Consider the following 19,447-nt stretch of genomic DNA (forward strand, 5'->3'; position numbering starts at 1 on the left):
ATAACAAGCGAGCCGACTAACTGGTCGGCTTAATTGTCACCAACTTTCGCGGTATGATAACGCCATACGCCAATAATAATGAATACTGTAATGCGATGAGGGAATGCATGTCGTTAATTCGTAAGCTGCTTAGTTTGCTACTTTATACCATCAACACCATTTTTTGGTTTGTGCCCATTTTTATTTGTGGCTTGATCAAGTTATTGCCAATTCCATTGCTACAAAAGACGATGAGCTTGGTCGCTAAGTGGTGCGCCAACAAGTGGGTCGCTTGCAACTCCCTAAGCCAGAACTTAATTGCGCCATACCAGCTGAATGTATCTGGGCTAGATGAGTTAAAACCAAAAGATTGGTACTTGGTGATCGCCAACCATCAAAGTTGGGTGGACATCCTAGTATTACAACGGGTCTTTCATAACAAGATCCCGTTTCTGAACTTTTTCTTAAAAAAGGAGCTGCTGTATGTGCCAATATTAGGCTTGGCTTGGTGGGCGCTAGACTTCCCATTTATGACACGTACCAGCAAATCACAGTTAAAAAAGAACCCGAAATTGCGTGGTAAGGACATTGAAACAACCCGTAAAGCCTGTGAAAAGTTCAAAACCATGCCGGTCAGTATTGTCAACTTTGTTGAGGGAACTCGCTTCACCGAGTACAAGCACAGTAAGCAAAAAAGTCCCTTTAACCACCTGCTAAAGCCTAAAGCGGGGGGAATTGCGTTTGTAATGCAGGCCATGGGGGAGCAAATCAGCAAGGTCGTGAATGTCACTATTCATTATCCTGAGGGCGTACCAACGTTTGCAGATTTCATTGCCGGCAAGGTAAAGTCAGTGAATGTTCAGGTGGAAGTAATGCCGGTCAGTGCAAACTTAATCGGTGATTATAGTAACGACCCTGAGTTTAGGGTTCGCTTTCAGTCGGAGCTTAATACCTTGTGGCAAGCCAAAGATGCGCAAATTGCGGAGCTTGCCAACAAACAATAGTAGAGGGATAGAGTAATGTTAAAGCAAGTATTACCAAAGTGGTTTTTAGGCCTATCAGCCAGTGCTTGGTTGTTAATGAATACTTTTGTTTGTGGCTTATTGGTGTTGCTATTTGGCGTTGTAAAACTATTGCTACCGCTTAAGTTTATCTCCACCGCATTGCATTTCTTTTACGGTATGTGGTGTAAAGGCAATTACATCGGGCTTAAGATCGCCTGCGACACTATCTCGGTTAAGCTACCTAAAGAATTGCAGTCGCAGGGGTGGTATTTGCTTATTGCCAATCACCTAAGCTGGTTAGATATTGTGGTACTCAGTGCGTTAGAAGTGTTACCAGCCCCCAAATTTTTCTTAAAAGATGAATTAAAGTACGTGCCATTTATTGGCACTGGCGCGTGGGCGATGGGGATGCCATTTATGAAGCGCGCTAGCAAAGCACAGATCGCCAAAAACCCTAAACTCAAAGGCATGGACGTGGCGCGAACCAAAGCCAGCTGTCGTAACTTTAAAGACCATCCCACCACTGTAATTAATTTTGTTGAGGGCACACGCTATACTAGAAGTAAGCATCATAAGCAGCAAAGTCGCTTTAAACACTTACTAAAACCCAAAGCCGGTGGTGTGGCCTTTGCTTTAGAAGTGTTGGCAGAGCAGCTTGATGGTATGCTCAATGCGACGCTCGCCTATGATCTTGAAGGTGAGCATATTTGCCGCTCCTTTATGCAAGGGCGGCTGGCTGCCATTGATGTCAAGTTGGAGTTCCTCGACATGAGCCAAGTCCCATTGGGAAACTACCAACAAGACAAAGCCTATCGGGTGCAATTCCAAGCTTTTATTAATCAGCTTTGGCTGCAAAAAGATAGCCAACTTGAAGCCCACCGGTTAGAACAGGCAAGGCTTGAACAGCCGCTAAATGAGGAGCTAGAGCAACTATGAAGTTTGATCACCTTCATGATGTTGTACAGCCTTGGCTTGAAGCCGTTCCCCAAGGCACAGTCATTAGCGCATTGGTAACCAATGGCGTTGCGGCGCTGGGGTTAATGTTACTTTACTGGGTCGTTCGCCGTTTGGTTTTACCGAATGTTGAGAGTTTATTGACGCGGGTATCACCGCGCAAAATTGGTCACCTCGGGCCACAACTGAGCAAGTTCAGTGGCCGCTTTGCGCTGGTACTGTGTTTATTGGTTTTCTCGGCGTATCATGAGCGCTTGTTTGTGGCGCCGCAGTGGGTGTTTAGGGTCATTGAAACGTTCGCCTATTTATTGTTGGTGATTGCTGCAGGGTTCTTACTCAGTAGCCTAGTTAACCTTGGCAACGGCGTTTATAACCTCTTCCCATTTGCCAAAGAAGTGCCTATACAAGGCATTGTTCAAGTGATTAAGCTGATGATTTTTATTGTTTGTACGATATTAGTCGTCAGTATTTTAGTCGATAAGTCGCCAACCTATATCTTATCTGGTTTTGGTGCGATTGCTGCAGTGATCATACTGGTCTTCAAAGACACCATTTTAGGTTTGGTTGCCAGTATCCAAATTGCGGCAAACCGCTTGGTGACCACCGGTGACTGGATCCAAGTAGATGCTTTTGGGGCGGATGGTGAGGTCATTGATTTGGGGTTGAACACGGTGAGAGTTCAGAACTGGGATAATACCGTGACGACCATCCCTACCTATATGCTGATCTCCGACTCATTTAAAAATTGGCGTGCCATGCAAGAGTCTGCGGGGCGGCGCATCAAGCGTGCGATACATATCGATTTTACCAGTATTGAACTCTTAGACGAGGATAGAAAAGCACAGCTATACCAGCAATACTCATTACTTAGTGAGCTTGAATCTGTGCCAACAGACATCACTAACCTAGGGCTTTTCCGGCGCTATGCCGAGGCTTATTTAAAACAGCATGAAGCCATCAGTCCAGATTGTTTATGCATGGTGAGGGAGCTGGCACCAACGCACCATGGTTTACCATTGGAATTCTATTGCTTTAGCAGTGATAAACGTTGGGTTTTTTATGAGCACTTGCAGGCTGATATACTGGATTATATGTTAAGTGTGATGCCAAGCTTTGGCCTCAGACCTTATCAAAGTGTCAGCGACTATTTTGGTGCCCATCGAGTAAAAGTTAAAGCCTCGGCGAGCAACCCTGATAAGCAATGAAACTAGGGAAATAATACAGAGGCCCACTTGGGCCTCTGGCTGGTTATAAGTTACCGATCACTAAACCGTATACCACAAAACCCAGCAACAGTTGCCAAATGGCTGGCTTGAGCCATTTTAATACCGCAAAGCCTAATGCCACAGCAACAATATCCGTGACACTGTGCACTGCTGCAAGCCAGATTGGTTGATAAAATGCAGCCGCTAAAATCCCCACCACACCAGCGTTTAGAGCAGCGCTAATGCTGGCAAACTTCGGCATGGCAATAAGCCGTTGCCATTGATTAATGAAGGCCCACATAAGCAGTAAACCCGGTAAAAAGATAGCCACAGTAGCAATACTGGCACCGATTAATGGATGGCTGGTGGTCACCTCCGCCCCTAAAAAGCTGGCGATGGTAAACATCGGACCTGGGATTGCTTGCGCGGCGGCATAAGCGGTTAAAAAGCTTTCTTGCGGGAGATTATCTACACTGGTCTGCAGCAGTGGAAGTACCACATGGCCGCCGCCAAACACTAAGGCTCCAGCCTGATAAAACTCGGCGAAAATGGTATTCGGCAACTGTAAAAAGGTAAGCAGGAATAGCACTGAGAACAGCGCGAGTACAGCCCAGTTGGTGTTGCTTGATGTGGCACTTTGTTCTGTAGGCGCATTGCTGAAGGAATAAAAATACCCAGCGATGGCAATGGCCACTAAAACCCCAAGCTGAGAACTGAGGCTAGGTAAAAATAGCAATGTGAGAGTGGCTAAAAAGGTCACCACTTTGAGTGCTGTGGTTTTGCAAAAGCTTTTTGCCATACCTAATACTGCATCGGCAACAATCACCACCGCAAAGAGTTTTAAGCCATAGATAATGGCTAATGTTGAGCCGGTTAATTGCTCTGCCGTGAGTGCCAAAACGGTCATAATTAAAAAGGAGGGGAGAGTAAAGCCTAAAAATGCAGCTAGACCACCGAGGGCTCCGCCTTTTTCTAAGCCAATGGCGAAACCCACTTGACTTGACCCCGGGCCTGGTAAAATCTGCGATAGACTTATCATGTTGGCGTAACGCTCTGCGCTGAGCCACTGTAAGTTATCAACAAAGTGCTTTTTGAAGAAGCTTAAATGCGCAGCTGGACCACCAAAGCTGGTGCACCCAAGTAGAAAAAATTGATAAAAAATTCTCAGAAACATAGTTCACCTTGTGATATTGTTAACCTTATATCCTTACAGTTTTTTATTACAGTATTATGACTTTCTACTATGAAAGCGCAGGTGGGATAAAGTGTATGGGCTTTAAACTTTTTACATTTATCGTTGTATTGCTTGCTAATACCTCAAGCATGGCAACTGAGATTAACGTTGCTATCGACCATGCACCACCTTACAGCACTGTTGAAGGCGATACTAAGCCTGAAGGATTAATACTTGATATTCTTGCCAGCATTAATGCTCATAGTAAGTCCGGCTTTACCCTCAACCCAGTGCCTTGCCCCTTTTCTCGTTGCGTTAGAATGTTAGCGCGTGGTGAGGTGGATGTGATGGGCGGCTTGATTAAAACGGCACAACGACAAAAAATCATAGAGTTTGTCGAGCCACCCTATATGACGCTCTATTCTTCCTTTGTTTTTTACGCCAACCGTGACAGCGATATTCAGGTAGAAAGCTACCAAGACTTGTACGCTAAGCGCATTGCGGTGATGCGCGGTGGGGCTTTTTACCCCCGATTCGATGACGACAGACAACTTAACAAAGTGCCGGTATTTAGCGAGCAGGTTGCGTTTGACCTATTACTTAAAGGGCGGGTTGATTTGGTTATTGCCGTGGAAGATACCGCTGAGGTGGCCATGGCGGTACTGCAGCAACCAATCGAACGGCTGCGTAAAATGGATTATCGCCATACCCAGCCAATTTATGGCTATATGGCGATGAGTAAAGCATTCCATAAGACAGAGCTGGCAGAGAAAATTCGCAGTTCGATGAAGCAGTTTGCGAGTTCAAAGCAGCTAGATGCCATAGTGGCTAAATATCAACTTCCCCCCGTCACAATGGATAATGCTGACACCCCAGCGGGAGAAACTAACCCCTAATCCTCAGATGCTTCAGCAAGTATTCATACGACGTTGCAACAATAGTATTAACTTTAAATAAATGGATGCGTGTTATGTTGGCAAAAAAAGTATTGATTGGTGCTGCGGTTGCCGTAGCGTTATCTGGCTGTGAAATGAATAATACTGGCAAAGGGGCTGCCATCGGTGCGGCAGCAGGTGCCGTGCTGGGTAAAGCAACGGGTAATCACAAAGATAAACGCTTAGCCATTGGTGCTGCGGTAGGAGCTATTGCTGGCGCCGCGATCGGCAATTATATGGATAAGCAAGAAGCGGCAATGAATCAAGAGTTAGCGGGCAGTGGGGTGAAGGTAGTGCGTGAAGGCAATGAAATGCGCCTGATCTTACCCTCTAATATTACGTTCGCAACTGAGCAAGCCAGTATTAGCCCTAACTTTTACAGCACCTTACAAGGGATTGCGAAGGTAATGAAGCAGTACGATAAAACCTACCTTAACATCATTGGTCATACCGACTCCACTGGCACTGCCAGCTTTAACCAAACCTTGTCAGAGCAGCGAGCTGAGAGCGTAAAACGCTATTTGCTATCACAGCAAGTATTAGCAGCGCGATTATATGCTGAAGGGATGGGAGAAACTCAACCAATAGCCAGTAACAGTACTGAGCAAGGGCGGGCGCAAAACCGTCGCGTTGAAATAAAGATTGTCCCTAACCGCGCCTCATAAATGAAAGACTGAAAACGAGAGTAAGTGATTACTCTCGTTTTCAGTTCTTAATTAAAAAGTGTCACAAACCACGTCGGCTTTACAAGTAATGACAGTGACGTTGGTGTAGCCAAGACGGGTGAGCTGCTCAGCGGCAAATACCGCTCGCCCACCTGCTGCACAATGCAAATAAATCGGCCTATTGGCGTCTTTCTCAATTTCCGGCAGCTTAAATTCTAATAATCCACGGGGAATATTGAGCGCCTCGTTGGCTGCCTTTTGCTGATGCTCTCCAGGTTCTCTAACATCAATCAGTAACCCCTGATTTTGGGCAATTTCCGCCTTTGCCTGTTTAGCATCGACACAACGTTGATTGGGCTTGACCGTTTTTAATACATCTTGCACTGAATTGAGCATGATACTCTCCTTTTTCTGCTAATTGCTGTTCAGTATGGCATTAGCCTTCTTGAATACCCAACTTTTTCAAAATGGTGATCATGGGGCACCAGCGAGTGAATGCAGACTGCACCAGGTTTACACAAATAAAAACACTGAACCAAACCCAATTAGGATCAACATAGTGGGTTAATAGCAGTGATACTGCAAACATAACGCCAGCTATCAGGCGCAATAAAGGATGTAGTGTCATAAGTCGCTCCATAATATTAGTATTTTCTAATATTAGACTTTGCTAATCTTTTTGTCTATACTTTGTTCTAAAATAAATCTGAGGAGCCGTTATGGACCTGTCGCAAATGGCTGAGAACGCTGAACAAGCGGAAGCTCTGCTGAAATTAATGGCCAATAAAAATCGCTTAATGATTTTATGCTCACTGCAAAAGCAAGAACTGAGCGTCAGTGAATTAAATCAGGCCGTGCCCTTAGCGCAGTCGGCACTGTCGCAGCATTTGGCGAGTATGAGAAAGGCAGAAATAGTGACCACGCGGCGCGAGGGAGCCACGATTTACTATCGTGTCAGTGATCCCAAAGTCGCGCTGTTACTGGAAAGCTTATATCAATTATTTTGTGCCTAAGAGCAAGTAGGTTAAGAGTGGTTATGGAAAAAGTAGATAGTGCCATTAAACGCAGTTTACAGGGGAGCATACCTGTTATGCTCTTCCTTATTGCTGTGCTGGTGGGAGTTTTTGCGCTGCAAATGACACCTCGCGAGGAAGAGCCGCAGATTGTGGTGCCCATGCTGGATATTCATGTTGAAGTGCCTAACACCGCTTCACCAGAAGTGGCGCGTTTGGTGACAACTCCATTGGAAAAATTACTGCTGCAAATACCCGGTGTGGAGCATGTGTACTCTACCACGCAAACCGGTGGTGCGGTCGTCACTTTGCGCTTCCATGTTGGTGAAGACCGCGAGAAAGCCATCCTCAATACTTACACTAAACTGTATGCGAACCAACATCAGATGCCGGGATTGGTGAAGGGTTGGCAAGTTCGGCCTATTGAAGTGGATGATGTGCCGATATTAATGTTAGGGCTCAGCAGCGAAAATCCTGAACGTTATGGTGATTATGAACTCACACGCTTTGCCCAAGAGCTATCTATAGAGTTACAAACCATTGCCGACACCAACGAAGTGACGGTGATCTCAGGCCGAACTCGTGCACTGCGGGTTGAGTTGAATTTAACTGCATTAGCGGCGCATCAAACCACCCCTATGGATATCCTCAGCGCCATTCAAGCATCAAATCAGGTCGAGCAGGTGGGCCAAGTCGTCGCAGGGAGTCAGGCAATCCGTTTTGAATCTGGCGATGTGCTGCGTAACAAAAAGGCACTCGAGCAGTTAGTGGTGAATGTCATTAATGGCCAGAGCGTCTACTTAAAAGACGTTGCCACTATTATCGATGGTCCAACGGAAGCCACCAGTTATCAGTGGTTAGCAAGCCAAGGTAAGCAACAAAATGCCCCTATGGTCACGCTCAGTATCGCGAAACAAAAAGGCAGTAATGCGGTGACGGTGGCAGAACAAAGTTTGGCGCTCATGAGCGAGCTGCAGCAACAACTCTTGCCGCCTGAGGTGAAGGTTACGGTGCTACGTAACTACGGTGATACCGCCGATGACAAAGTCAATAACCTGACCTCAAGTCTGGCATTTGCGGTGTTTACTGTGGTGGTCTTTGTCGGGGTCTTTTTAGGCTGGCGCCCAGCGCTGGTGGTGGGCCTTGCCGTACCCATTTGTTATGGCATTACCCTAGGGCTGGATTTTGCTTTTGGCTATACCATTAATCGCGTTACCTTATTTGCTTTGATCCTCTCTCTTGGGTTGCTGGTGGACGACCCCATCACTGGTATCGATAACATTAGCCGCTTTATTCACAATAGCGATGATGACGATAAAGACGGTAGCATCATTGCCGCGATGACCGAAATAAAGTCGGCGCTGTTAATGTCGACCCTAACTATTGTTATGGCATTTATTCCTCTGGCCTTTATCACCGGCATGATGGGCCCTTATATGGCGCCAATGGCATTTAATGTGCCAGTCAGTGTGATTGCGTCCACTTTAGTGGCCTTTTTAGTCACGCCGTGGCTCGCTAAAAAGCTGTTAAAGAAGCAAGTGATGCCAGTGCAGCAGAGCCCCAAGCAGTCTCTCTATGGCCGTATTATGCTGCCGATTTTAGCTCGGCCAAAACGCGCTAAATGGGTATTGTGGGGGGTACTTGGGCTGTTTGTGGCAAGTGCCAGCTTGCCGGTTTTTCGTGCCGTGCCACTTAAGTTACTACCATTTGATAATAAAAGCGAAATACAGGTATTGATCGACATGCCTGAGGGCACCAGTTTAGAAACCACTGCAGCAATGACACGTAAGGTACAAGACATTGTTTGGTCTGTTGCAGAAGTTACGGATATTGCCGCGTACGTTGGTAAACCTTCAAGTATGGACTTTAATGGCATGGTCAGGGGATACTATCGACGCTATGGCAGTCACTTGGCTGAGTTACGAGTATTGCTTGTGGATAAAGCTGAGCGTGAACACCAATCGCATGCTGTAGTGATGCGCTTACGTGAAAAGCTGCAGCATCTGAATCAGCCATTGACCCGCATTAAAGTCGTTGAAGTGCCGCCGGGCCCTCCCGTTTTGAGCACCCTTGCTGCAGAGGTGTATGCCGATCCTTTTGTGCCTCGAGAGCAACAACAATTGGCAGCACAGCAGTTAGCTGAACGCCTAAAGCGCGAACCACATGTGGTTGAAGTCGATACTTCGATGGCACACCCCACTGTGTTGCAGCGTTTTGTGGTGGATAAGCACAAAGCTGCGTTATCTGGGGTCGCTACTCAAGATGTTAACCAAGCGCTCAACATTGCCAGCAGTGGCGTGCAGGCCGGGTATTTATACGTGGAAAACGAAGCCGCGCCAGTGCCTTTGCAGCTAATGGTGAGTTATCAAGAGCGCAATCAGTGGCAGAACCTATTAGCGCTGCAGGTGCGTGGTCGTCAAGAGTTGGCTAAAACCACGCAAGCGTATGGCTTAGAACAAGCAGCCCAGCCTTTGGTTGCTATTGCTGAGTTGGGTGAGTTGACCACCATTGCCAGCGCTCCCATTATCCACCGCAAGGATCTCAAAGAAGTGATTTATGTCTTTGCAGAGCTCAATGGTCGTACTCCAGCCGCCGTTATCGCTGATGTGGTGGCAGATGAAAATGGTCATAACGAGCAGACACACTGGTCGCAACGCACCTTCTTAAATAGTGGTGGTGGCCAGAGCTGGTCTATGCCTGAGGGAACCGAGTATACCTTTACCGGTGAAGGGGAGTGGCGCATTACCATTGATGTATTCCGTGATATGGGCATTGCTTTTGCTTTCGCGCTGGCGGCCATTTTTGTCATTTTACGATTGCAAACGGCATCCAGCAGCTTGTCGCTGATTATTATGTCGGCTATTCCATTAACGATGATAGGGATTATGCCGGGCTTTTGGTTATTGAATCAGTTTGGTGAGCGGGTCATCGCCGGCGCGCCCGAGCCGGTATTATTTACCGCTACGGCAATGATAGGGATGATAGCGCTGGCTGGGATCGTGGTGAGAAACTCACTGATCTTAGTCGAGTTTATTAATCAATCACGAGCTTCAGGTATGGCATTACTGGATGCGCTTATTGCAGCTGGAAGTGTCAGAATGAGGCCGGTCTTGCTCACCGCAGGCACCACGCTATTGGGGAACTTAGTGATTATTTTAGACCCCGTATTCAGTGGCTTAGCGTTGGCAATTATTTTTGGCATCATCGCATCAACCTTGTTTTCGCTGTTAGTGGTACCCGTGGTGTATTACCTAGTCTTTCGTAATAAACCGGAACTTGCTAATCCATCCAACACCTCGTCAACTCAGGAGTCGCATCATGCTTCGTAAACAGTTTATTTATCCCCTCTTAGCTATTATCGGTTTACTGTTGCTGGTGGTTTGGCTTGCGGGAGGCTTCGCTGACAAGCTGGCTCCCGGTGAAAAACCGTTACCAAGCGCGTATCAAGGGCAGACTTACGTGGTTGAGAAAGCGCCTCTTCAGGTGATTGAGCAACTGCCAGCCAGTGTGGTGGCAAAGCAAAACACACTGGTGTCGAGTCGCTTACTGGCTGAGCTTAAAACCTTAAATGTACGCGCAGGAGATCAAGTGCAAGCCGGACAGCTACTCGCAACGCTAGATGATGCTGAGCTAAAGGCACAATTACAGCGAGTGGCCGCAGAGCAGGCTGCCAATACTGCTAAGCTAACGCAAGCAAAGAAGCAGCTTGCCCGCAGTAAAGCACTAAATGAGCAAGGCTTGGTGGCCATTAATCAAGTGGATGAATGGCAAGCCAGAGTGAATGAGCTGACAGCGCAGGGGCAAGCGCTCAGTGAGGCGTATCGCAGTGCAGAAGTCGCTCTGGGCTACACTCAGATTGTGGCGCCTATTTCAGGTAAAGTCGTCGAGCGCCTAAAAGAGCCGGGCAGTTTACTTAGCCCTGGTACAGCGATTGTGTCATTGCTTAATCCGCTGCAACTGCAAGTACAAGTCGCCGTTAGAGAGAGTCAAATTACGGCGGTGAATTTGGGCCAACAATTCACTGTTCATATTCCTGCACTGAACATCACCCAACCAGCGAAGGTCACGGAGATGCACCCACTGGCTAATAGCCAGGCTCGCAACTTTATGATTAAGCTGGATATGGCATTAATGCCAAAAGTGATACCAGGCATGTATGCCCTCGTTGATTTGCCGCTCAATGAGCAAAGTGCGATCACCATTCCGAGCCAATACATACTGCGTCAAGGGCAGTTAGCCATGGTGAAAGTGGTTGCACAAGGTAAGATCCACAAACGCTATGTACGTGTCGGTGAAACCCGAGATAATCGCACTCACATCATCAGTGGACTTGAAGCCGGGGAGACCCTGGCTCTTTAATTGGCTACACCGTGGGCTGGCATAGTAAAAATAATGCGCCAGCCCCTTTTTTATATAAAGGTCGCAATTTCCGAGAGTGATTTCTTAACCGTAGCATGCTCGGGGATAGTGGCATCTTCACTGGGGTATCCGGCAACCAACAGCATATAGGGCCGTTCATTATCGCGATTGCGGCCACACAGCTCAGTTAAAAAGCTCATCGGTTTTGGGGTGTGCGTTAAGGTAGCAAGCCCTGCATTGTGTAAGGCTTGGATCAAAAAGCCGGTAGCAATCCCCACAGACTCGTGGACATAGTAATTGGTGTGCTGGTCTTGTGCATGAACTCCACCTTTTTTCTGGCTAAAAATAGCAATCAACCATGGTGCATGCTCCAAGTAGGGTTTTTGCGCGTCGGTGCCCAGTGGTTTTAACGCATCGAGCCATTCATCGCCAGCTCGCCCTTGGTAAAAGGACTGTTCCAATTCTTCAGCAGCGACACGGATTTGCTTTTTCTTTTCTGGGTTACTGATGGCAACAAAATGCCAGGGCTGGTGGTTAGCTCCACTCGGCGCCGTGCCGGCGGCTTTAATACAGGCCTCGATGATCTCCTGAGGCACAGCTCTATCACTAAAGGCGCGGATGCTATGGCGCCTTTTACTGTTAGCTAAAAAGTCCTCGGCGCGACTTAGCATTTCTTGTTGTGGGTATTCAACAAAGTCACAAAGCGGTTGGTTTGCGTGTTCTTGCATTATTTTGGGTCCTTGGTGCTAGCGAGGTTGTATTAATTTATTTGCGCATAAGCAGGTAATTATTACGGTTGATAAATTAATGTTAACCCGTTTCGTTTTAGAAACATCTTAGGCGAGATACGCGTTGAGTCAAGTTCAAACTAAGTAACTTGTGGTACATTAACAAGCAGCAAATCAAGGAGAATATATGAATACCTATCAATGGCACACAGGCGAGCCGATAAACCTACCACTGGGCAAGGTGGTGTGTGTAGGTAGAAACTATGTTGCCCATGCCGAAGAGCTTAATAACCCAGTGCCCGAGAAACCGCTTTTGTTTATAAAACCGGCGACCAGCTTGGTGGCCTTTGAGCAAAACATAGCGTTAAAAAAATCCCTAGGTGACCACCATTATGAAGCGGAGCTAGCACTGTTAGTGGGCAATACCATTGATGCCACAAGCGATAATCCGTTGCGTCATATCTGCGGCTTAGGGTTGGCGCTAGACCTGACTTTGCGCGAGGTGCAAGCACAGCTTAAGGCTCAAGGTCATCCTTGGGAGCGTGCCAAAGCCTATGATGGTAGCTGTCCCATTAGTCCATTTGTGCGCTGTAATGAAGCGACCTTAGCAGATAATATAGAGTATCGCTTTTGGCAAAACGGCTTGCTGCGCCAGCACGGCGAATCACGCTTAATGATTTTCTCAATGACTTCGTTGTTACAAGAGATAAGCCAATACTTTACCCTGATGCCAGGTGATATCGTGTTAACTGGGACCCCACAAGGGGTGGGCCGTTTGACCGATGGCGATGCGTTAACATTGCAACTGGAAAATCAGCAACCATGGCAAGCGCAGGTGCAGCTCAGCTAAGTTAGAGCCCTTTTGTGAGGCGTTAAAAGCCGCTACCATGGGACTATTACCTTAACCAAGGAACAATTATGAAAATCAAGCCGTTAGGTACCCCTTTCTCTAACACTGCATGTAAGATTTTACTGTGCGGTGGTGGTGAGTTAGGCAAAGAAGTGGTGATTGAATTTAAGCGTCTCGGTGCCGAGGTGGTGGTACTGGATAGGTATGAGCATGCACCCGCTATGCAAGTGGCCGACCGCAGTTACACCATATCCATGTTAGATGGTGACAAACTGGGCGCCATTATTGCACAGGAACAGCCCGACTATATTGTCCCAGAGATAGAAGCGATTGCCACGGATAAGTTGGTGGAGTTAGAAGCGCAAGGGTTTACTGTGGTACCCAGTGCTAAAGCGACTCAGTTAACCATGAACCGTGAAGGGATCCGTCGTTTGGCGGCACAAGAGTTAGGTTTGGCTACTTCGCCTTATCAGTTTGTCGATACCCTTGCAGACTTTAAGGCTGCAGTAACTCACATTGGCATGCCTTGTGTGGTGAAGCCAATCATGAGCTCCTCAGGTAAGGGGCAAAGTGTGATCCACAGTGTCACCGATATCGAGCCGGCTTGGCATTACGCTCAGCAAGGCGGAAGAGCTGGGCAAGGTCGAGTCATTGTTGAGGGCTTTGTCGACTTTGACTATGAGATCACCTTGCTAACCGTTCGTCATGTCGATGGCACTAGTTTTTGCCAGCCCATTGGCCACGTGCAACAAGATGGCGACTACCAACAAAGCTGGCAACCGCAAGCAATGTCTGAGCTGGCGCTTGAGCGCAGTAAGGCGATGGCAGAAAAGGTCACTGCCGCACTCGGTGGCAGAGGGGTATTTGGAGTCGAGCTGTTTATTAAAGGGGATGAAGTCTACTTTAGTGAAGTATCACCACGTCCTCATGATACCGGTATGGTAACGTTAATCTCGCAAGATTTAAGTGAGTTTGCGCTGCACGCGCGCGCAATTTTAGGTTTACCCATTCCCGCCATTGACTTTTATGGGCCATCGGCATCCAGTGTGATCCTGGTTGAGGGAGAGTCTCAACAAGTGCAATTTAACCATATTGCACAGGCCCTAGCAGAACCTTTAACTGATATTCGCTTGTTTGGTAAACCCGAGGTAAGCGGCAAGCGCCGCATGGGCGTGGCGTTAGCGCGTTCAGATTCTGCTGAAAGCGCAGTAGAGAAGGCCAAGCAAGTGGTGGCAAAAATAGGAGTAACGCTTTGAAAACATCCCCCCGAATCATTGACCCGCTGGTTTTAGGTTTTTGGCGGCTGCTGGATTGGCAGGTGACGCCACAACAAAACTTGAGCTTTTTAAAGCAAGCTATTGAGCTTGGGATCCGAGATACCGATCATGCCGATATCTACGGTGAGTACCAGTGTGAAGCCGAGTTTGGCAAAGCGTTAGCTATTGAACCCAGCACTCGCGAGCAAATACGTATTATTACTAAGTGTGGTATTAAACCCGCATTTCCCAGCCTTGGATTGGCCGGAAAAGCCAATCACTATGATTCCAGTAAGGCGCATATTATTGCTCAAGCTCAGCAGTCGTTAAAACACTTCGGCACCGACAGGTTGGATGTCTTGTTAATTCATCGCCCGGATTATCTGATGGATGCCGATGAAGTGGCTGATGCCTTTAATACGCTTAAGCAAAATGGTGATGTATTGCATTTTGGTGTCTCTAACTTTACGCCCAGTCAGTTTGATTTATTACAATCTCGGCTCGACTTTAGTTTAGTGACCAATCAAATTGAATTTTCACCCTATGAAATGAAAGCACTGGATGACGGCACGCTTGATCAGTGTCAGCAGCGTGGAATTAATCCTATGCTGTGGTCGCCTTTAGCTGGTGGCCGCATTTTCTCAAGTGACGATAGCAAAGCGACGCGGCTGCGTGCAGTGTTACAGCAAGTAGGTGAAGAGATTGGCAGCACTGCAATTGACCAGGTGATCTATGCTTGGCTGGCAATGCATCCATCGCAACCAGCCACGGTACTGGGCACTGGAAATATTACTCGAGTTGCCAGCGCGGTTGCTTCACAGTCACTTAGCATGAGTCGCGAGCAGTGGTATCGTATTTGGACTGCTTCAAGCGGTCATAGCGTACCTTAATTAGCGGGTGTGATTAAAACGGCATGAAAAAAGGGCCTTCCGGCCCTGTAGTGTTGCAGCAAGTAAATAAAAATAAGGCGCGGCGGTCGTCACAGTAACCGCCAGCCTTGAAATCATAAATTAAAATCGAGTCCGTAGCTGACATAGGCTTTGAGGTCATCGCCACTGTCTAAGTCGGTTTTGACTAAGCCAAAGGTAAAGCCTTGCGTCGAGAGGCTCACGCCATAGTCCATATAAGTGTCATCTTCACCAGTCCACTCCATGACTGTGTCGCCACTTGAACGGCCAAGGTGCAGTGTTAGCTCACTGTCAGTAAATACCGGGAAACTCGCCGACACTTCGGCGTACAGCATGTCTTCTTCCGTGGTCGAGTCGCTTTGTGCTGTAGCTAAATGGCTGAGTTTAAATGTAAAGTATTGCCATCCCAAGGCGGCATAGATTTCACCAAAATCAATGTCGCCACTGGCGTCTGGGTAACCATAGTGAATATAACCAAAATCAAAGCTCATGCCCTTAATTTCACCAGCATACCCTGCGTACAAATCCATTTCATAGCTGGCCGAGTCACCAAAGTCGATATTAGACACCCAAGTACCAGCATAAAACCCTGACTCATTGCTGTAATCCAAGCCACCAGAAACGGCTGCCCCGTCATCGGTTTGCGTGATGCCGCGCCAGTAATAGTTAGAGCTGGCAGCGATGTTGGCGGTGACCTCCGCTTGAGCAGAGACACAAAAGCACGCGGTGAGGCCGCCGAGCAGCATAAGTAAAGATTTGTTTTTCATCCTGTTTTCCCCATTGAACGCAGAGTTATTATTGCTGTGTTGTCAGTGTCTAATCTGCAAGGGGTGGGCCAATCGCAAAAAAAAGTGAATATTTATTCTATCTTTTTGTAAATATTGGAATTTATTTTCTATGTAGAAATATGACTAAGATCGCCAAAAGAGAAGTCTTGCACGGCGCTGGTGCAAAAGGACACAGCTTGCACAGCAATAATGCAAGCTGTACAAGTGATTAGCCAAAAATAGTGCGCATTAGGCTAATGGTGTCCGCCACGCTACGACCTTTCTCAACTTCACTGATAATTGAGTCCCGCTTGGCGCGAATATGTTCAGGGATGGAATCGTCCTCTAGGGCACGGTCGACCAGCGCAGTAGCCGACTCCTTACCACGTCGAGTCGCTTTCTTTGCAGTGCTGCTCCGCTTCGGCTTATGCAATAACTTATAGTAATTAGAGCTGCTCGCGGTATTTTCATCAGCATAATAAAATAGGCAAGGTAATAGTGCTTTAATGGCAGCTAAGTTTTGCTCTAGCTCATCAACTGGTGTGGGCTTCATAAACCAAGGTAGGGTCGTGATATTACAAACAATATCACTCCAATAACGCTCAAAGTCTCGATTGCTCAGTTTGGTAATGCCCAAAGCTTGGCACAGTGGCTCTAGCTTACTTGGCGTGATCGGGGTGAAGATATCTGGGCGGCGCATCGCCAACAGGCGTGTTGCTGGAGCTAAGGTCGGTTTGTCTGAGCTGTCGGCAAAAGCACTTAAATAAGCAATGGTGAACTGCTGGTAATGCGCCAGCGTCACTTCACCGGTGCTGGGAATTTCTGCCAATGCCTTATCAAAAGCACTGGGAAGATCATCCAACAGCTGGTGGAAAGCTTTGGCATTCTTAGTGCTGGCAAACCATTCAACATCAAATTGATAAACACTGGTATCTAGGCTGGCGGCATGTTTGCCCGTAAAGGCGAGGCGATCTTCTTTGCTCATGGTCGCCAGCGGCTGTTCGCGTAGTGGCTGCAAATACTCCATTAACTTAAGTTGTTCTTCCAATACCAAAATAGTTTTATGATCATTAATAAAAGCCGTCACCATAGGCCAAGGGGCAATGCGCAACGTTTTTAACTGTAAAAAGCTAATGGCGGAGATCAGTAAGTCTTGAAGCTTTTTAATGGTAGGTAATTGGTGGTCGTCGAGGAGATCAAAGTTGATGCGATTTTTTGCCACATCAAGTAGTTCATAACACCAACCAAGAAAATCTTCAGGGTGATTCTCTACTTTAACCGCCATCAGGTTGAGGCTGATCTCCGTAGCTTGCTTTAAAATATTTTGATAAATCTGACTTTCTTGTTCGCCCAAGGCCATGTTTGACGGTGATATGAGCAGTTTCTTCATGTGGGTTAGGTACTCCAAGTGTGATTAATAACCAGCCATATAACTATAGCTACCGTAGCTAAAATCTGGCAAGGGCGTGGATCATACCGATTAGCCGAGCGGTTGCAATCGCTGTTGTAAAATTATTTAGTCATATTCATGGTATATTCGTCTTTAGCCGTTATCATAAAGAACATAGCTTGCTCTAGAATAAGGAAAAGCAATGAATCGGCTGGTTAAAGTAGTTGGCGCCATTATCGCGCTTATCATCATTGTCATTATCGCTGCCCCGTTTTTAATACCGAAACAGGCCATTATTAACCAAGTAACCACAGAGGTTGAGTCGGTAACTGGGAGAACGCTGAGTATCAATGGCGAAACCCAAATTGGCGTCTTTCCAACGTTACGGCTAGAGCTGAATCAGGTGAGCTTTGCCAATATGGCCAGCGGCAGTCGCCCAGACATGTTCACCATGGAGCAACTTGATATCCATATTGCTTGGCTCAGTGCTTTATCTGGAGAAGCCAAGCTTGAGCGTTTCGTTATTAATAACCCCGACATAATTTTAGAAACAGATCAGCAGGGCAATGCCAATTGGCAGTTGTTAGCAAGCAGCGCCGAGCAAACGCCTGCGGCGCAAACCAATGCAAAAGGTAACGTGCAACTACCTGAAGGCTTAGATATTAGCCTCGGTGAAGTCGCCATTTATGGTGGCTCAGTTACCTACCTTGACGGTGTCACAGGCGCCCAGTATCAAGTAAGTGATTTAGATATTAGTGTGATGCTGTCTTCGTTATACCAACCGCTAAAAGTCGATGGTGAGCTGACCTTCCAAGGGCAAGTGTTCAACTTAACTACCACACTCGATAACCCCGCAAATGCGATTGAGGGCAATACCTTTAAGGTTGAGCAACAAGTGAAGTCGGCGCTGTTTGAGCTTGACTATAATGGTGACATTGCCGAGCAAGGCAAAATGATCCGCGGCCAGTTAGCATTGACGGGCGACTCAGTGAAATCGCTAGCGCAGTGGCAGGGCGTTGATTTAAAAGCCAAAGACAATGCCTTTAATGACTTTAGCCTCAATGCCAGCATGACCATGCAAGAGCAAGTGTTTACGCTGGAGGCGTTAGAGGCGACTTTGGACGAGTTAGTAATTAAAGGGCAAAGTAAAGTCGCACTGACTGATAAACCAGATATTTCCGCAACCGTTGACCTAGGCATGTTAGATCTTAACCCCTACCTGCCAGAGCCGGTAGAAAAACAGCAAACCCAATCTGAGTCAAAGGATGCCCCTGCTCAGCCTATCGTGTGGGATGACACGGCTATCGACTTATCTGCACTTAATAGTCTCAATGCCAATGTGCAAATTACTGCAACAGGGCTGCGTGCAAGGGAAATAAAGTTAGGCGCAAACCAAATCAGCCTAGTGCTTAACGCCGGCAAAGCGACACTTAGCTTGGATAAGTTTCAAGCTTATGAAGGACAAGGCAAGGGCAAAGTTATTGTCAATGCAGCAACAACACCTTATACCATTGCTACTGACTTTGCGTTAACGGCAATCAATGCTGAACCACTTTTGACCGACGCCATTGGCTTTGACAAAGTGTTGGGTAAAGGCAGTCTAAACTGGGAGCTAAACACCCAAGGGGTCAGTCAAAAGCAGTTTGTAAATGCCCTCGATGGCCAATTGGGCTTTGAGTTTAAAGACGGTGGTGTAAAAGGGGCTAATCTTGCCGAGATGATCCGCAAAGGCAAAGACATGCTCAAAGGTGACTTTTCTTCTGTTTCTGAAGGCTTAAATGCCAACTTCAACCCTGAGCAAAAAACCGATTTCTCAGCCATGAGTGGGACATTTGAGTTTACGGATGGCGTTGGTCAAAACAATGACTTCTCTTTGGCAAGCCCACTATTACGGGTAACAGGTAAAGGCACCGTAGACTTGCCACAGACCTTGGTTGATTACCGTGTGGTCACCGGCATTGTTGATACCATTGAAGGTCAAGCTAGCAGCGATGACAGTACTGGCTTTAAGATCCCAGTGCGGATCAAAGGCCCATTCCACCAAGTTGAAACCAGTCTAGACCTCAAAGAAGCGGCAAAAGACAAAGCCAAAGACAAGGTAAAGGATAAGGTAAAAGACAAGCTAAAGGGCCTATTCGGCGGCTAACTGGTGCGGTCAATGCTCCGCTTTGCAAAGGTCGCCAGTGGCGGCCTTTGTTATATCCAACGCCATTAAACTAACCGATATAATTTAAAGTGGAAATTGAGCGACGTACACACT

18 protein-coding genes are annotated in these 19,447 nt (G+C 47.1%); 12 read left to right on the top strand and 6 right to left on the bottom strand.

Annotated elements, in window-relative coordinates; all coding sequences use genetic code 11:
* The first annotated feature begins 107 nt into the window (after positions 1 to 107).
* From ACNKW2_RS14080 to ACNKW2_RS14090, 3 genes are read left to right on the top strand one after another with little or no spacing between them, the layout of a single operon-like run.
* Complete coding sequence (locus ACNKW2_RS14080; protein ID WP_419149122.1) at positions 108 to 983, top strand: acyltransferase; 876 nt, start codon at positions 108 to 110, stop codon at positions 981 to 983.
* 15 nt (positions 984 to 998) lie between these two features.
* Complete coding sequence (locus ACNKW2_RS14085) at positions 999 to 1,919, top strand: acetyltransferase (protein WP_419149123.1); 921 nt, start codon at positions 999 to 1,001, stop codon at positions 1,917 to 1,919.
* A complete protein-coding gene (locus ACNKW2_RS14090; protein ID WP_419149124.1) occupies positions 1,916 to 3,142 on the top strand; it encodes a mechanosensitive ion channel family protein in 1,227 nt (408 codons plus the stop codon). Before ACNKW2_RS14085 ends, ACNKW2_RS14090 begins: the two co-directional genes overlap by 4 nt.
* A 43-nt stretch (positions 3,143 to 3,185) precedes the next feature.
* On the opposite strand, the gene chrA is transcribed toward ACNKW2_RS14090, so the two are convergent.
* Positions 3,186 to 4,316 (bottom strand): chromate efflux transporter, encoded by a 1,131-nt coding sequence (chrA, locus tag ACNKW2_RS14095; RefSeq protein WP_419149125.1) that lies wholly within the window; start codon positions 4,314 to 4,316, stop codon positions 3,186 to 3,188.
* Positions 4,317 to 4,411: 95 nt separating this feature from the next.
* On the opposite strand from chrA, the gene ACNKW2_RS14100 reads away from it, so the two are divergent.
* Positions 4,412 to 5,212: a substrate-binding periplasmic protein gene (locus ACNKW2_RS14100; protein ID WP_419149126.1), complete on the top strand. Its 801-nt coding sequence runs from the start codon at positions 4,412 to 4,414 to the stop codon at positions 5,210 to 5,212.
* A gap of 74 nt (positions 5,213 to 5,286) precedes the next feature.
* Positions 5,287 to 5,916, top strand: coding sequence for a YiaD family glycine zipper/OmpA-like lipoprotein (locus tag ACNKW2_RS14105; protein WP_419149127.1), 630 nt, complete (start codon positions 5,287 to 5,289; stop codon positions 5,914 to 5,916).
* A 51-nt stretch (positions 5,917 to 5,967) separates the two neighbouring features.
* On the opposite strand, the gene ACNKW2_RS14110 is transcribed toward ACNKW2_RS14105, so the two are convergent.
* A complete protein-coding gene (locus ACNKW2_RS14110; protein WP_419149128.1) occupies positions 5,968 to 6,312 on the bottom strand; it encodes a rhodanese-like domain-containing protein in 345 nt (114 codons plus the stop codon).
* Positions 6,313 to 6,352: 40 nt separating this feature from the next.
* On the bottom strand, positions 6,353 to 6,544 hold the full coding sequence (locus tag ACNKW2_RS14115; protein ID WP_419149129.1) for a YgaP family membrane protein: 192 nt from the start codon (positions 6,542 to 6,544) through the stop codon (positions 6,353 to 6,355).
* 91 nt (positions 6,545 to 6,635) lie between these two features.
* On the opposite strand from ACNKW2_RS14115, the gene ACNKW2_RS14120 reads away from it, so the two are divergent.
* The 3 genes from ACNKW2_RS14120 to ACNKW2_RS14130 are packed head-to-tail and all read left to right on the top strand — an operon-like array spanning position 6,636 to position 11,288.
* Positions 6,636 to 6,929, top strand: coding sequence for an ArsR/SmtB family transcription factor (locus tag ACNKW2_RS14120; protein WP_419149130.1), 294 nt, complete (start codon positions 6,636 to 6,638; stop codon positions 6,927 to 6,929).
* A gap of 23 nt (positions 6,930 to 6,952) precedes the next feature.
* Positions 6,953 to 10,258: an efflux RND transporter permease subunit gene (locus ACNKW2_RS14125; protein WP_419149131.1), complete on the top strand. Its 3,306-nt coding sequence runs from the start codon at positions 6,953 to 6,955 to the stop codon at positions 10,256 to 10,258.
* Positions 10,248 to 11,288, top strand: coding sequence for an efflux RND transporter periplasmic adaptor subunit (locus ACNKW2_RS14130; RefSeq protein WP_419149132.1), 1,041 nt, complete (start codon positions 10,248 to 10,250; stop codon positions 11,286 to 11,288). Before ACNKW2_RS14125 ends, ACNKW2_RS14130 begins: the two co-directional genes overlap by 11 nt.
* 50 nt (positions 11,289 to 11,338) lie before the next feature.
* Here ACNKW2_RS14130 and ACNKW2_RS14135 read toward each other — a convergent pair whose 3' ends face one another.
* The gene (locus ACNKW2_RS14135; protein WP_419149133.1) at positions 11,339 to 12,016 is read right to left on the bottom strand and encodes a nitroreductase family protein; all 678 of its coding nucleotides are present in this window, start codon (positions 12,014 to 12,016) and stop codon (positions 11,339 to 11,341) included.
* A gap of 187 nt (positions 12,017 to 12,203) precedes the next feature.
* Between ACNKW2_RS14135 and ACNKW2_RS14140 the strand changes: the two genes are divergently transcribed.
* From ACNKW2_RS14140 to ACNKW2_RS14150, 3 genes are all read left to right on the top strand, one after another.
* Complete coding sequence (locus ACNKW2_RS14140; RefSeq protein WP_419149134.1) at positions 12,204 to 12,866, top strand: fumarylacetoacetate hydrolase family protein; 663 nt, start codon at positions 12,204 to 12,206, stop codon at positions 12,864 to 12,866.
* Between the two features lie 68 nt (positions 12,867 to 12,934).
* Positions 12,935 to 14,122 (top strand): formate-dependent phosphoribosylglycinamide formyltransferase, encoded by a 1,188-nt coding sequence (purT, locus tag ACNKW2_RS14145; protein ID WP_419149135.1) that lies wholly within the window; start codon positions 12,935 to 12,937, stop codon positions 14,120 to 14,122.
* Entirely contained in the window at positions 14,119 to 15,012 is an 894-nt protein-coding gene (locus tag ACNKW2_RS14150; protein ID WP_419149136.1) for an aldo/keto reductase, read from the top strand. The genes purT and ACNKW2_RS14150 overlap by 4 nt, the downstream gene beginning before the upstream one ends.
* A 113-nt stretch (positions 15,013 to 15,125) precedes the next feature.
* On the opposite strand, the gene ACNKW2_RS14155 is transcribed toward ACNKW2_RS14150, so the two are convergent.
* Positions 15,126 to 15,797, bottom strand: a complete 672-nt coding sequence (locus tag ACNKW2_RS14155) for a TorF family putative porin (protein WP_419149137.1) — start codon at positions 15,795 to 15,797, stop codon at positions 15,126 to 15,128.
* 229 nt (positions 15,798 to 16,026) lie between these two features.
* The gene (locus tag ACNKW2_RS14160; protein WP_419149138.1) at positions 16,027 to 17,187 is read right to left on the bottom strand and encodes a hypothetical protein; all 1,161 of its coding nucleotides are present in this window, start codon (positions 17,185 to 17,187) and stop codon (positions 16,027 to 16,029) included.
* A gap of 202 nt (positions 17,188 to 17,389) precedes the next feature.
* On the opposite strand from ACNKW2_RS14160, the gene ACNKW2_RS14165 reads away from it, so the two are divergent.
* Complete coding sequence (locus tag ACNKW2_RS14165; protein ID WP_419149139.1) at positions 17,390 to 19,333, top strand: AsmA family protein; 1,944 nt, start codon at positions 17,390 to 17,392, stop codon at positions 19,331 to 19,333.
* Positions 19,334 to 19,447 lie beyond the last annotated feature (114 nt).

This window comes from Pseudoalteromonas 'SMAR', assembly GCF_048515945.1.
In the GTDB taxonomy this organism is placed as follows: domain Bacteria; phylum Pseudomonadota; class Gammaproteobacteria; order Enterobacterales; family Alteromonadaceae; genus Pseudoalteromonas.

What these genes read in the sequence shown, in the direction of transcription:
- ACNKW2_RS14080 (WP_419149122.1), top strand. Translation starts at nt 108, where the DNA reads ATGTCGTTAATTCGTAAGCTGCTTAGTTTGCTACTTTATACCATCAAC.
- ACNKW2_RS14085 (WP_419149123.1), top strand. Translation starts at nt 999, where the DNA reads ATGTTAAAGCAAGTATTACCAAAGTGGTTTTTAGGCCTATCAGCCAGT.
- ACNKW2_RS14090 (WP_419149124.1), top strand. Translation starts at nt 1,916, where the DNA reads ATGAAGTTTGATCACCTTCATGATGTTGTACAGCCTTGGCTTGAAGCC.
- chrA (WP_419149125.1), bottom strand. Translation starts at nt 4,316, where the DNA reads ATGTTTCTGAGAATTTTTTATCAATTTTTTCTACTTGGGTGCACCAGC.
- ACNKW2_RS14100 (WP_419149126.1), top strand. Translation starts at nt 4,412, where the DNA reads ATGGGCTTTAAACTTTTTACATTTATCGTTGTATTGCTTGCTAATACC.
- ACNKW2_RS14105 (WP_419149127.1), top strand. Translation starts at nt 5,287, where the DNA reads ATGTTGGCAAAAAAAGTATTGATTGGTGCTGCGGTTGCCGTAGCGTTA.
- ACNKW2_RS14110 (WP_419149128.1), bottom strand. Translation starts at nt 6,312, where the DNA reads ATGCTCAATTCAGTGCAAGATGTATTAAAAACGGTCAAGCCCAATCAA.
- ACNKW2_RS14115 (WP_419149129.1), bottom strand. Translation starts at nt 6,544, where the DNA reads ATGACACTACATCCTTTATTGCGCCTGATAGCTGGCGTTATGTTTGCA.
- ACNKW2_RS14120 (WP_419149130.1), top strand. Translation starts at nt 6,636, where the DNA reads ATGGACCTGTCGCAAATGGCTGAGAACGCTGAACAAGCGGAAGCTCTG.
- ACNKW2_RS14125 (WP_419149131.1), top strand. Translation starts at nt 6,953, where the DNA reads ATGGAAAAAGTAGATAGTGCCATTAAACGCAGTTTACAGGGGAGCATA.
- ACNKW2_RS14130 (WP_419149132.1), top strand. Translation starts at nt 10,248, where the DNA reads ATGCTTCGTAAACAGTTTATTTATCCCCTCTTAGCTATTATCGGTTTA.
- ACNKW2_RS14135 (WP_419149133.1), bottom strand. Translation starts at nt 12,016, where the DNA reads ATGCAAGAACACGCAAACCAACCGCTTTGTGACTTTGTTGAATACCCA.
- ACNKW2_RS14140 (WP_419149134.1), top strand. Translation starts at nt 12,204, where the DNA reads ATGAATACCTATCAATGGCACACAGGCGAGCCGATAAACCTACCACTG.
- purT (WP_419149135.1), top strand. Translation starts at nt 12,935, where the DNA reads ATGAAAATCAAGCCGTTAGGTACCCCTTTCTCTAACACTGCATGTAAG.
- ACNKW2_RS14155 (WP_419149137.1), bottom strand. Translation starts at nt 15,797, where the DNA reads ATGAAAAACAAATCTTTACTTATGCTGCTCGGCGGCCTCACCGCGTGC.
- ACNKW2_RS14160 (WP_419149138.1), bottom strand. Translation starts at nt 17,187, where the DNA reads ATGAAGAAACTGCTCATATCACCGTCAAACATGGCCTTGGGCGAACAA.
- ACNKW2_RS14165 (WP_419149139.1), top strand. Translation starts at nt 17,390, where the DNA reads ATGAATCGGCTGGTTAAAGTAGTTGGCGCCATTATCGCGCTTATCATC.